This window comes from Acinetobacter celticus (assembly GCF_001707755.1).
Taxonomy (GTDB): Bacteria; Pseudomonadota; Gammaproteobacteria; order Pseudomonadales; family Moraxellaceae; genus Acinetobacter; species Acinetobacter celticus.
Genome location: NZ_MBDL01000001.1, coordinates 44676 through 57723 on the forward strand (window position 1 = coordinate 44676; position 13048 = coordinate 57723).

The following is a 13048-nucleotide window of genomic DNA, read 5'->3' on the forward strand; positions in this document are numbered from 1 at the left end:
AATAACATGCCAAGTATCTTGATTAGCGGGGCGGCACAAGGCATTGGAGCAGCAATAGCAAAATTATTCTACCAACAGGGTTTCAAAGTGGGTATTTATGATATTAATACCGTACAAGCACAGCAGTTGGCGCAGCAATTAGGCCCCAATGCAAAAACGGGATTACTGGATGTTGCAAATATTGAGCATTGGCAAAATGCACTGGCAGAATTTACACAATGGGCTGGTGAGCTGAATATTTTAGTCAATAATGCCGGTATTCTCTATTCAGGGCCTTTTGAAAAAACGGATATTGCCTCACATCATCGAACCATTGATATTAATGTCAAAGGAGTAATTAATGGTTGTTATGCGTCTTTGCCTTATTTACAAAAAGCGCAGTCCGCACGTGTCATTAATCTATCATCCGCTTCAGCCATTTATGGTCAAGCCGATTTGGCTTCCTATTCCGCGAGTAAATTTGCCGTCCGTGGTCTCACTGAAAGCTTGGATATTGAATGGCAAAAATACGGGATACGAGTGCTAGATGTCATGCCGTTATTTGTACAAACCGCCATGGTCAAAGATATGGATGCTGAAAGTATTCATAAGCTTGGGGTGAATTTAACTCCAGAGCATGTTGCACAACAAATTTTTAATTTGGCAACAACCCCAGTCAATTTATTTACACCAACACATAGGCCCATTGGCATAAAAACCAAAATTTTATTTGGCTTATCCAGCCTTAGCCCACAATTTGTAAATCGTCTGAGTAATTTATGGATTGCTAAAAAATAGTTTTTAAACCCCCATAAATATCAATTCATCCATAAAAAAACCCCGCTATTGAGCGGGGTTTTTTAACAAGACAAGCAAAAATTAACGTTTAAATTTCTTTTCTGCTTTCTTAAATTTCTGAACATAACGACGTTTACGCGCCAATACACGTTCATTAACTTCAGATTTACGACCTTCAAATGGATTTTCTGAGGTCTTAAACTCAATACGTACTGGCGTACCTTCAAGCTTGTACACTTTACGGAATACGTTTTCTAAATAACGACGATAATCCGCAGGGGTTTTATCAACCTTGTTACCATGCACCACAATTGTCGGTGGATTTTGTCCGCCGATATGTGCATAACGCATTTTAATACGACGACCACCCACCATTGGCGGTTGATGCGCTTCTGTTGCATCACTTAAAATTTGAGTGATTTTTGCAGGTGAAACTTTCAAATGCGAAGAATCGTAAGCGCGGTGGATCGATGGATACAATTCACCCACACCTGTACCATGCAAGGCAGAAATCAAATGTACTTTTGCCCAAGGGATAAAGTCAAAACGACGATCGATATCGAGCTTACATTGCTTGCGGTCATACTCTGTCATGTTGTCCCATTTATTAATGGCAACAACCATGGCACGACCCGCTTCAAGCGCGTAACCAATCAAATGTAAATCTTGCTCGACCACGCCTTCACGCGCATCTAAAACAACCACAATGACGTGTGCATCCTTAATCGCTTGTAAGGTTTTAACAATTGAGAATTTCTCAATCATTTCATCAACTTTACCTTTACGACGCACACCAGCTGTATCAATTAAAGTGTACTGACGACCATCACGTTCAAATGGAATATAAATTGAGTCACGTGTCGTACCTGGTTCATCAAATGCAACCACACGCTCTTCACCCAACAAACGGTTCACTAGCGTCGATTTACCCACGTTTGGACGACCAATAATCGCTAAACGTAAGCCTGTTGCTTTGTCATGCGCAGCAGCATCTTCATCTTCAGGAACTTCTGCAAGTACATCCTCAAGCATTTGCTGTACACCGCGACCATGGCTGGCTGCCACTTGCATCGGTTCACCCATGCCCAGCTTGTAAAACTCTACAAGTGCAGCTTCGGCATGTACACCATCGACTTTATTGGCCACAAGGTAAACTTTTTTACCTAATGTCCGTAGTTCACGGGCAATTTGTTCATCAGATGCCAATAAGCCGGCACGCGCATCAACAACAAAAACAATAATATCGGCTTCATTGATGGCAGTTTTTGATTGCTCTGCCATATATGAGTCAATACCACCTTCATTTTCGCCAATACCACCGGTATCAACCACAATGAAAGATTTATTTTGGAATACTGCATCGCCATATTTACGGTCACGTGTAAGACCTGCAAAGTCAGCAACAAGTGCATCCCGGCTCTTGGTAATCTGGTTAAACAACGTTGATTTTCCGACGTTCGGACGACCAATGAGCGCAATTACGGGTTTCATAGATTAACCTATATTCTATATCAGCCAGTTTAAGTGGCCTGAACATCAGAAAGTATTGGAAGAATAAGGATTAGGACAAAAGCCTAAAAATAAAAACACGGGGTATTGATATGATTCAATCCCCCGCGTTCAAAAATACGGTTTGCCTATTTTAACATAAGCTGCAAAAATTAACGATTCTGCCAAACACTCATTGCGCCTTTACGTGTTGCCACATAAAGTTGGTTATCAATCACACGCAATGTACGCACTTCGCCAGAAGTTTTAGAGCGACCAACAATCTCACCAGTGGCTGGGTCAATTAGATGTAATACGCCGTCTAAATCACCCACAACCAAGTCATTATCCAACATGACTGGGTTACTGAGTTTACGGTTTAATAACTGGTCATTTTCCCACAGTTTATTTCCTGTGGTAATTTCATACGCGGTAATTTTACCATCAGTTTGTGCAACAAATACACCATTACCCTTCACTTCTGGGCGTTGATTACTGCTGGCATCTTCACTCCAAACCACTTGTTGAGAGTTTAAATCCAGTACAGTGACTTGACCTTGATAACTAGTGGTGACAACGAATTGCCCCATCACCGTCGGTTCACCATCAATATCAATTAAGCGTTGAATATCTGAACGACCTTCAGACACCGCAACACGGCGCTGTAATTTTGGCGCACCACTAATCGCATCAATGGCATAAATATAAGCATTTGCCGATGCAATCAATACATTACGCGCATCTAGCGCCACAGGTGCCGCTTGCCCGCGTAGACTAAATTGTACATTTGGCAAACTATAAGTCCAAGCTTGTTTGCCTGTTTCAACTTCGTGCGCATAAACTGTGCCGTCATTTGCCACAGTAATTACACGACCTGCATGAATCAAAGAAGGTGCAAGAATGGCACCAGACAATTGTGCTGTCCATTTTTCATCACCCGTGGTTTGATCTAAAGCGAATAGCTGACCTTTGCTGTTACCAACAACCACTAAACCGTCTTTTGCTTCAACACCAGAGCTTAAGCCCAATTTTGAAATTTTCTTTTGCCAAAGGCGCTGCTTACCTTGATAAGCCTCAACTTCACCTTTTGGATTAATGGCAAAAATCACGCCATTGTCTACATCTAAACGCAAGCGAAGCGGATCTGCCTCACTGGTCGATGCAACTGTTGTAGAAAATACAGGAACCAGTGTTTTTGCCTGTACCAGTTTAGGCAAAGGATTCGGTTTAACATCCTCTACTTTAACGCCTTTATTGGCACAGCCCGCAAGAGCAAGGGTTAAAACTGTCAGTGCGCACGTAATCTTGTATTTTCTATTCATTCAGTTACTTCCACTTGTGTATCTAAAATCGGGCGTTCGATTTCAGGATCATCAACTAAAACGCCTACACTTTCGAGTTTAATTTGTAAAATTTGACGTTCTTCTTTACGTTCAACCAACGTATTCCATGCATTTTGATAGGCTTTTTTCGCATTTTCAATATCATTTTTAGCCACATAGATATCACCACGTGCTTCTTCTGCCGTGGCTTTAAATGCAGGATCATTCACCGCAGTCAGTGTTTTCAGTGCTTCATCATATTTCTTTTGCGCCAGCTGTGCATAAGCTAAACGCAATTTGACCACCTGAAGCAAACCAGCATCACCATCTTTGGCATTTTCAACTTTCTTCAAGGCCTTTTCAGCATTGGCATAATCGGCTTTATCATACGCCAATTTGGCCATCACCAATTGTGCCTGAATAGCTTGAACTGAATCTGGTGATTCTTTCATAATACTATCAGCAGCGGTCGACAATTGCGAAAAGGCATCACCCTGCACTGTACGTGCACTATCCATTAATTGCTGCACTTTAGCGGTTTCTGTTTGTGAAACTGCTAAATTTTTCTTTTGCCAATATTCCCATCCGAAAAAGGCAATCAACGCAATTAAAATCCCACTAATCATGGCAGAACCATACTTTTTAGTGAAAGATTTTAAACTGTCAAATTGTTCATCATCACTTAATGCGCTCATTGGACGACCCTTTTCCTTATGTTTTATGGCTTATTTTGAAGAAAATTTTTCAATAATAAATGGTACAAAGTCTGCTAACGCCACTTCAGTCTGTTCTGCTGTCGCTAACTCTTTTACCAAAACTTGCTGTGCTGATTGCTCACGTTCACCAAAAATTATGGCAAACAATGCGCCGGCTTGATCAGCTTTTTTCATTTGGCTCTTCATTGAACCTTGTGAACCGACTTTTAAGCGGATGTGACTGTTTGCCAATTCAAACTGATCACGGATTTGTTCAGCCAAAACCAAGGCCTTACCTTGAGTTGCAGGATCAGAAACCAAGAAAATTTCGCAATCACGTACAGGGGTAAGGTCTTCTACTTGCTCAAGAAGCAACAATAGGCGTTCCATGCCCATGGCAAAGCCAACAGCGGGAACAGTTTGCTCTGGCTTACCTTTCAGCTGACCAACCAAACCATCATAACGACCACCTGCACAAACAGTACCTTGTGAACCCAACAAAGTGGTTGTCCATTCAAATACAGTTTTGTTGTAGTAATCAAGACCACGAACCAATTTCTGATTAATCACAAATGTCACACCAGCATCAGTCAAATACTGTTGCAATTGTGCAAAATGCGCCATGGTTTCTTCACCCATAAAGTCGTGAAGTTTCGGCGCATTTTCCAAAATTTGCTGTGTACGTGCTTCTTTAGAATCTAAAATACGTAACGGATTTGTACCTAAACGGCGCTGTGAATCTTCATCTAAATCTGCTTTATGCGATTCTAAAAAATCAACCAAAGCAGCACGATAATTCGCACGCTCATCGGACTCACCCAAAGTATTCAACTCAAGTTGTACTTTATTGGCAACGCCCATACGCTTCCAAAGACGCGCTGTCATTAAAATCAGTTCAGCATCTTGGTCAGGGGTAGAGACACCAAACGTTTCCACACCAAATTGGTGAAACTGACGGTAACGACCTTTTTGCGGTTTTTCATAACGGAACATTGGACCGACATACCAAACGCGCGGTGCAGCACCACGCAGTAGGTTATGTTCAAGCATGGCGCGAACGCACCCTGCCGTTCCTTCAGGACGTAAAGTCAAAGACTCCGGCGGATTACCTTTGTCTAAGAAAGTGTACATTTCTTTTTCGACAATATCCGTTGCATCACCAATTGAGCGCTTAAACAGATTCGTTTGTTCAACGATCGGTAAGCGAATCTGTTGATAACCATATGCATCCATCAACGATGCTAAATGTTGCTCAAGACGTCTCCACGCAGCTGTTTGCGTTGGTAGAGTGTCATTAAAACCTTTAATTGCGACAATTGAACTCATGATTTACTGCGTATAATTTCTTTAGATTTAGCTTCTTCAAGCGCTTTAACTCGTTGACGAACCATTGTTTCGATTTCATCAACCAACTGATTTGTGTCAACTAAATGACTTTTTTCACCATTACGATACACCAGTGAACGCGGACTTGCACCGACCACACCAATATCGGCTTCTTTAGCCTCACCCGGCCCATTCACTTTACAGCCAATGACCGAAACATCCATTGGCGTGCGAATATCTTCCAAACGCTCTTCCAATGATTGCATCACTTTAATGACGTTAAATTCTTGGCGTGAACAGCTTGGGCAGGCAATAAAATTAATACCATTTGAACGAAGGCTCAATGATTTTAAAATATCAAAACCAATTTTCACTTCTTCTTCGGGCTCTGCCGCCAATGAAATACGCATGGTATCGCCAATGCCTTCCATTAACAAACCACCCAAAGCAATTGCAGACTTGACTGAACCTGTACGATAAATACCCGCTTCCGTCACCCCTAAATGCAAGGGATTATCAATTTGTGCGGACAATAAACGGTAAGCATCCATGGTTAAAAACACATTTGATGCTTTGACTGAAATTTTAAACTCTTGGAAATTTAAGCGGTCTAAAATATCAATATGACGTAACGCAGATTCTAGCAGAGCTTGACCTGTTGGCTCGCCATATTTTTTTTGAATATCTTTTTCTAACGAACCTGCATTGACACCAATGCGCATTGAAATATCATTGTGTCTTGCGGCTGCCACAACTTCACGAATTTTCGCTTCTGAACCAATATTACCGGGGTTAATTCGCAAACAATCTGCACCCAAATCTGCAACACGCAGTGCAATTTTATAGTCGAAGTGAATGTCTGCAACCAACGGGACTGTGACACGCTTACGAATTTCACCAAAAGCTTCTGCGGCTTCCATACTCGGTACAGAAACACGCATGATATCTGCACCAATATCGGCACAACGCTGAATTTGGGCAACAGTTGCATCGACATCACAGGTTTCTGTATTGGTCATGCTTTGAATGCTAATTGGCGCATCGCCACCGACATAGACTGAACCGACACGAATTTTACGGGTTGGACGGCGTTTTATTGGATTTACAATCATTGTTTCACTCTACCCTCAGCCATATTAACGTGATAAACGGAAGTCTGCTTTGCCATTTACGGTATATGGTGACAATGAAATCGCTTCATTATTTAAACTTAATGACACAGCTGTCGCATCGTCTAAACGAATTTGGAATGGTGGCTCACCTGATAGGTTTAGAGTCGATGCTTGGCGACCTGTCGCTAAAACTTTACCGGTTGAATCGACAATATGCACAGAAGTCGGATGGCTAAACTGCAAACCTAATTGATCCCCAGATGTTGCTAGACCACCATCTAAACTTAAAACTTGTACATCAGAGGCATCTGAAGCAGATGTTTGTTCCGTACCACTTGAACTACCCGACATATTTTGAATAACAGCAACCAAAATACCTAAAACCAACAATACCAAAGCCGTAATCAAAGCACGTTTTAACCATTTACGGTTACGATCACGGTTAGAGCCAGGTAACTTACCCATGATTTTAATCGGCGAGTTGTTCAATGCATGATTGGGTAACATGCCTGTATCATTGGCATAGATATCATCAAAACGCTGAATAATACTGGTCGCATCAACTTTTAAAAATTTGGCATAAATACGATAATAGCCTTTAATAAACGTCGCTTCTGGCAAAACTTTATAGTCATCTTGCTCTAACGCAGTGAGCGTTTTTACAGGAATATTCAACTCTTTGGCGACACTATCAAGTTCGAGTTTTTGATTTGTCCGAATTTGACGCAAGTACTCGCCCGGGCGCTGTACATTTCCTAACGCATTTGGAGCAGCGCTCGAACTATTCGATTGCGGTGAATTAGGATTTACTTCCATACGGCCTCAGTACTGTACTGTAATTGCAAATAACGTTGATATTCAGGGCTTTCAGGGTATAACGCACGCAATTGATTGACCAATACCTGCATTTCCTGTTTGTCTCCATTTGCACGCGCAGTGCGAATACCAATCCAAAGTGCACGAGCACTCTGGTTTTTTTGTCCAACTGCACGCACAAATTGTTCATACATTTGTGTTGCGGCAGCCGTTTGCTGGTTCAAATAAAAAATTTCCGATAACTCTAACATTGAAATGAAAGAATCACGATTGGCTTTCAAGGCTTGTTGGAATGTTTTTTCAGCATTCGCAACATCGCCTAATTTCACGTAAATTAGACCTGCATTTTCCAACGCTTTAGAACGTTGGTCATAGCCTAATGTCGAACCCGCAATATTGAGCTGTTCGAGCGCGTCATTATAACGCCCTACTTGATATAAATACGTACCATAGTTGTTACGCGCCTGTGCATTTTTGGGGTCAGTAGAAATCGCACGCTTAAAATAGCCATCAGCCTTTTCTACATTTAACTTACTGCCTTCTTGTTGTAACAGTACACCCATCATCATATTGGCCTGCGAATCTCGCGGATTCGCCTCCAAAGCCTGATCTAAAGCGCGTTTTGTTGCGTCTAGATCTCCAGCTTTAAAGAACTCGATCGCCATTTGAGCCCGTACTTTGGCTGCTTTTTCTGGGTCTTTCTTCATCACGTCATTACTTGTGGTCTGACACGCAGTCAGCATGAAAGCCGATGTACATAACGCTGAAATAAAAGCAAATTTATACGGTAAAGTTCTCAATTGACTGCCTCGTTATTATCCTTGTGAGCGCAGAATCTCATTTTGCTGCGCGACTTTCTTTTTCCACTGCTCTGCACGACGAGTACGGTCAGCCACTTGCCCAACAAGCTGACCACATGCGGCATCGATATCATCGCCACGTGTTTGACGAATCGTACACACAAATCCTGCATCAGACAAAGTTTTTTGGAAAGAAATAATTCGGTTACGGCTAGAGCGACCATATGGCGCATGCGGAAACGGATTAAATGGAATTAAATTAATTTTACTTGGTAAATTTTTGAGTAGCTTAATCATTTGTTGCGCATGTTCAGGGTGATCATTCACACCATCCAACATCACATATTCAATGGTGACATGCTTACGTGAACTTTCATTACCATCTTTGGTAATATAACGCTGACAAGCCGCAATCAATTGCTCAAGTGGATATTTCTTATTAATCGGAACCAATTCATTACGCAGTTCGTCATTCGGTGCATGCAATGAAATAGCCAAAGCCACATCAATGTCTTTCACCAATTGATCAATTTTAGGCACCACACCCGAAGTTGACAGGGTTACGCGACGTTTTGACATGCCGTATGCAAAGTCATCTAACATAATACGCATAGAGCTTAAAACAGCGTCATAATTGAGTAAAGGCTCGCCCATGCCCATCATCACCACATTGGTCACAGAACGTTCACGATCAGCAACAGGAACGTCTTCCATATATGAGTAGTTCGCAACCCATAACTGGCCGATAATTTCGTCTGGAGTTAAATCACGCTGAAAGCCTTGTTTACCTGTAGAACAAAATGAGCAATCCAACGCACAACCCACTTGCGAAGAAATACACAACGTACGGCGCAATCCACTACGATGTTCAGCAGGAATAAGAACGGTTTCAACCAGTGAGCCGTCACCATCACCGACACGAAAAACCCATTTACGTGTGCCATCTTTAGAATAGTTTTTATGCACGACTTCTGGCGCTTTAATTTCGCAAAGCAATTCAAGTTTGTCACGCAACTTGCCTGAAATATTGGTCATTTCAGCAAAATCTGTAACAAAAAATTGGTGAATCCACTTCATCACTTGCCCAGCACGGAACTTCTTCTCCCCCATCTCTTCAAAGAATTTTTCCATTTGCGGACGAGACAAGCCAAGTAAGTTCACTTTCGCAACAGCATTTTGCTGTGCAGGAGCGGATGGAGATTGTTGCTGTTCAGCCGAAATTGCAGATACAGCGACCACTTCAGTACTCATGTGTATTACCTAAACCATGTCTATAAATGAAAGGAGAAGCTCAATAAACGAGCAAAGTTTTTATTCAAGGAATAAAAAAACCAGACAAGTATAATAACACTTATCTGGTTTGAATACTTCGAATTAACGAGTACGCGGTGCAATCTCAGTTTGAGCGAAGAAGTAGTTAACTTCACGATCAGCTGATGCTACAGAGTCAGAACCGTGAGCAGCATTTTCGTCGATGCTTACAGCAAAGTCAGCGCGGATTGTGCCTGGCGCTGCTTCTTTAGGATTCGTCGCACCAAGGATTTCGCGGTGAGCAAGAACTGCATTTTCGCCTTCAAGAACTGAAACAACAACAGGACCAGAAGTCATGAATGCAACTAGGTCAGCAAAGAAACCACGTTCTTTGTGCTCAGCATAGAAGCCTTCAGCTTCAGCTTGAGTCAAGTGTTTCATTTTAGTTGCAACAATTTGAAGACCCGCTTTTTCAAAACGAGCAAAGATGTCGCCGATGTGGTTTTTAGCAACTGCGTCTGGTTTTACGATAGATAAAGCACGTTCGATAGCCATGATAGGCTCCTTAAGTCACAATGTTGATAGGAAAATTTGGCGCATTATACCGAATAATCCGCTATTTTCTGCTTTTGAGATGTAAAAAAGTTGCTTTTTTCGATACAGGGTTAACTTGCTTCATCAATCCATGCCATTTGAATAGCTTCGAGTAAGCCTTCTGTCGATTTTGTTGGGTCATCTGAAAACTCAGGTAAAGCACAAACCCATGTGTGCAAATCGGTAAAGCGAATCCATTGCGGATCGACATCTGGATGGGCTTCATAAAGCTCAATTGCAATATCAATGGTATCTGTCCAGCGTAAACCCATGGGTCTTCCTAACATCGTTTTAATAATGCTCTACTTTAACAAATTTCCTAAAAATTGCGCGCGTTTCAACAACTAAAAAAACTGATTTTTTATAACACAATATTAAGTACAGGCGCACTGAGTACAATGATACTTGCCACTGCCCCACCAATCATGGCGCCTACGGCCACATCACTGGGGTAATGCAGACCAAGTACCATACGAGACACTGCAACCAACACCGTAAAAGGCAACATTAAGATAAGTAAAATGGGTTGGACATAACCCAAAACCGTTGTTGCCATGACCGCATGTAAAGTATGTCCAGATGGGAAACTAAAATGATCTAAGGGACGTTCACCCAAACGAATTACTTGATGCACTTGATAGGGTCGAGGTCGAACTGTTTTATGTTTAAGTACTTTATAAATACCCGTACCAATCAAACTACTCATGATCACGTACAATATTTGTAGTCCGTACATCAAACCTTGCAAAATCCAAACGACTGCCAACATGACATACCAAAACATGCCATCCCCCAGACGGCTAATCAGCTTAAAAAAAGAGGCCACTCGCTCTGAGTGGGAAAAAGTATTCAGATAAATACAGCCTTTTAAATCGAGATCGAGCATTCTTATTTTTGCATTTTTAAATTTCACTGTTCCCTCCTCGAGCGCTTAAACCACACTTTCAGTCATCACAAAATAACTCTTGTGGCCGAATATAGCGCCTGTTCGAATTGTTGAACTGGACGTTGCCAACCAACATCCTGAATATCTTGTTGCGCATTTTTACCCATGTGCTTGAGCACCTCACGCTGAGGCAACTGCTGAATCTGACGCACAAAACTGGTTGTATCACCCACAGCACATAACCAGCCCGACTGCTGATGTTTCACATATTGATGCGCACAAGCACGGTCATATGCAACAACAGCTAAACCACTGGCCATGGCCTCTAACACCACATTACCAAAGGTTTCGACTTGACTGGCAAACACAAAAATATCTGCACTAGCATACGCTTCTGACAATCGAGTACCACTCAAACTTCCTGTAAAAATCACTTTATTTTGGGCACTTAAGTGTTTTAATTTTGTGGCCTCTGGGCCATCACCAACAATGACCAAAAGAGTTTTCTGCTGATTGCTTTTTTGTAAAGCAATATATGCCTGAATAATGACATCGACTTCTTTTTCAGGAGATAACCTTCCCACGTAAAGCAACACCGTAGTCTGATCATCTGCACCCCAACGCCGTCTTAATTGTGCAGATGCATATTGGGGATGAAAACACTCAACATCTACCCCACGACCAACGACTGCTATGGGGCAATTCACCCCTAAGGCCTGTAAAGAATGTGCCGTGTCTTGACTTGGAACACAGGTGAGCTGGGTATTGTTATGAAACCAACATAGATAACGCTGTATGGGTTTGACCAAAAAAGCCAAATCAAAGAAGCGACTAAAATCTTGAAAGGCTGAATGAAAGCCACTAGATATCGGTATTTTTTTATTTTTAGCCACTTGTAAGGCAGCTATACCCAATGGGCCTTCTGTCACAATATGCACCACATCAGGTTCAAAGTCTTCTATAGCATGAGAAACTTTCAAAAACTGAGGCCAACCAAATTTAAGGGTTGGATAGCGCGGAATCGACTGTGCTAAGACCAAACATTCTTTATTTGGCACAAATTGAGTACAACTATGTTTTTGCTGTGGGCGAATTAATAGAATTTTATGGCCTTGTTTTTGTAGGCCTTTACATAGTTGCAAAAGCGACAATGCCACGCCGTTAATTTCGGGTGGCCAAGTTTCAGTCACGATTACAATTTTGAGCTTTGGACGAACCAAATCATGCAAAGCCTGCAAATCGTATTGTTCAGTCTGACGACTTTTATTTTTAAAATAAAATCTAAAATTTCCTGGAAAATCTTGTTGTTTTAAATGGTTGAACGCAGATACCTGAGCCATAGTCTACCCATCATTTGTATTTTAACAAAAGTATAGGAGCTGTTTCTTACAGCTTGATGATGCTTCAATGACAGTACAAATATTACACTCCCTTCAACCACATCGCGTTATTGTTATTAAACATTATTAAAAAACAGCCATCTTTCTTATAAAAGATGACTGCTGATCATAGAATATAGATCAAAAGAGGAACTTTACTGAATATTAAATAAATATAAACAAGCACTTAAAAAACCAGGCTAATATATAAATCATCCGTATAATCACCCGCTGGCGTCATAGCATTCGGGCGTTCAACCAATTGCACAGTCACAACATATTGATCAGAACCGGATTGACTCATAGGTGCGCCCCAGCGAGAACCAGAACCTCCTGAAATATTCATTTGTGTTTGTAAACGACCTAAACGACCATTGGTTAAATAACTTCTACCAGATGAACCTTCAGCATTACGCGTTCTAAACTGGATCGCATATTTCGAATCACAATTCACATTAAAGGATAATGCTGAACGCGTTTGTGAAGTCGAATTGAGCTGAAGCTGACTTGAAGTCACTCGATCAATTTGGCATTGCTGTGCATGACCGCTCGTGGCCATTACAACCACAGCCAAACCTAAGTAATATTTCATTTTCATCACG

The 13048-nt window shown here is 41.6% G+C and carries 14 protein-coding genes; 1 reads left to right on the forward strand and 13 read right to left on the reverse strand.

The window, feature by feature from the left end; genetic code table 11:
* The first annotated feature begins 6 nt into the window (after nucleotides 1–6).
* Complete coding sequence (locus BBP83_RS00220; protein WP_068885421.1) at nucleotides 7–777, forward strand: SDR family oxidoreductase; 771 nt, start codon at nucleotides 7–9, stop codon at nucleotides 775–777.
* Between the two features lie 81 nt (nucleotides 778–858).
* On the opposite strand, the gene der is transcribed toward BBP83_RS00220, so the two are convergent.
* The 13 genes from der to BBP83_RS00285 form a co-directional block, all read right to left on the reverse strand.
* Nucleotides 859–2268, reverse strand: a complete 1410-nt coding sequence (gene der, locus BBP83_RS00225; protein WP_068885422.1) for a ribosome biogenesis GTPase Der — start codon at nucleotides 2266–2268, stop codon at nucleotides 859–861.
* A gap of 170 nt (nucleotides 2269–2438) precedes the next feature.
* Entirely contained in the window at nucleotides 2439–3587 is a 1149-nt protein-coding gene (gene bamB / locus BBP83_RS00230) for an outer membrane protein assembly factor BamB (RefSeq protein ID WP_068885423.1), read from the reverse strand.
* Nucleotides 3584–4282: a YfgM family protein gene (locus tag BBP83_RS00235; RefSeq protein ID WP_068885424.1), complete on the reverse strand. Its 699-nt coding sequence runs from the start codon at nucleotides 4280–4282 to the stop codon at nucleotides 3584–3586. The genes bamB and BBP83_RS00235 overlap by 4 nt, the downstream gene beginning before the upstream one ends.
* 30 nt (nucleotides 4283–4312) lie before the next feature.
* Nucleotides 4313–5608, reverse strand: coding sequence for a histidine--tRNA ligase (gene hisS, locus BBP83_RS00240; RefSeq protein WP_068885425.1), 1296 nt, complete (start codon nucleotides 5606–5608; stop codon nucleotides 4313–4315).
* On the reverse strand, nucleotides 5605–6720 hold the full coding sequence (gene ispG / locus BBP83_RS00245) for a flavodoxin-dependent (E)-4-hydroxy-3-methylbut-2-enyl-diphosphate synthase (RefSeq protein ID WP_068885426.1): 1116 nt from the start codon (nucleotides 6718–6720) through the stop codon (nucleotides 5605–5607). Before ispG ends, hisS begins: the two co-directional genes overlap by 4 nt.
* A gap of 24 nt (nucleotides 6721–6744) precedes the next feature.
* Nucleotides 6745–7536 (reverse strand): helix-turn-helix domain-containing protein, encoded by a 792-nt coding sequence (locus BBP83_RS00250; protein WP_068885427.1) that lies wholly within the window; start codon nucleotides 7534–7536, stop codon nucleotides 6745–6747.
* On the reverse strand, nucleotides 7527–8336 hold the full coding sequence (gene pilW, locus BBP83_RS00255; RefSeq protein WP_141689936.1) for a type IV pilus biogenesis/stability protein PilW: 810 nt from the start codon (nucleotides 8334–8336) through the stop codon (nucleotides 7527–7529). Before pilW ends, BBP83_RS00250 begins: the two co-directional genes overlap by 10 nt.
* 15 nt (nucleotides 8337–8351) lie before the next feature.
* The gene (gene rlmN / locus BBP83_RS00260; RefSeq protein ID WP_068885429.1) at nucleotides 8352–9587 is read right to left on the reverse strand and encodes a dual-specificity RNA methyltransferase RlmN; all 1236 of its coding nucleotides are present in this window, start codon (nucleotides 9585–9587) and stop codon (nucleotides 8352–8354) included.
* 123 nt (nucleotides 9588–9710) lie between these two features.
* Nucleotides 9711–10142, reverse strand: a complete 432-nt coding sequence (gene ndk / locus BBP83_RS00265; RefSeq protein WP_068885430.1) for a nucleoside-diphosphate kinase — start codon at nucleotides 10140–10142, stop codon at nucleotides 9711–9713.
* Between the two features lie 110 nt (nucleotides 10143–10252).
* Nucleotides 10253–10453 (reverse strand): Fe-S cluster assembly protein IscX, encoded by a 201-nt coding sequence (iscX, locus tag BBP83_RS00270; RefSeq protein ID WP_068885431.1) that lies wholly within the window; start codon nucleotides 10451–10453, stop codon nucleotides 10253–10255.
* Nucleotides 10454–10542: 89 nt separating this feature from the next.
* Complete coding sequence (locus BBP83_RS00275) at nucleotides 10543–11094, reverse strand: phosphatase PAP2 family protein (protein ID WP_068885432.1); 552 nt, start codon at nucleotides 11092–11094, stop codon at nucleotides 10543–10545.
* A gap of 38 nt (nucleotides 11095–11132) precedes the next feature.
* On the reverse strand, nucleotides 11133–12407 hold the full coding sequence (locus BBP83_RS00280; RefSeq protein ID WP_068885433.1) for a glycosyltransferase family 4 protein: 1275 nt from the start codon (nucleotides 12405–12407) through the stop codon (nucleotides 11133–11135).
* 226 nt (nucleotides 12408–12633) lie between these two features.
* Nucleotides 12634–13044, reverse strand: a complete 411-nt coding sequence (locus tag BBP83_RS00285) for a hypothetical protein (RefSeq protein ID WP_068885434.1) — start codon at nucleotides 13042–13044, stop codon at nucleotides 12634–12636.
* Nucleotides 13045–13048 lie beyond the last annotated feature (4 nt).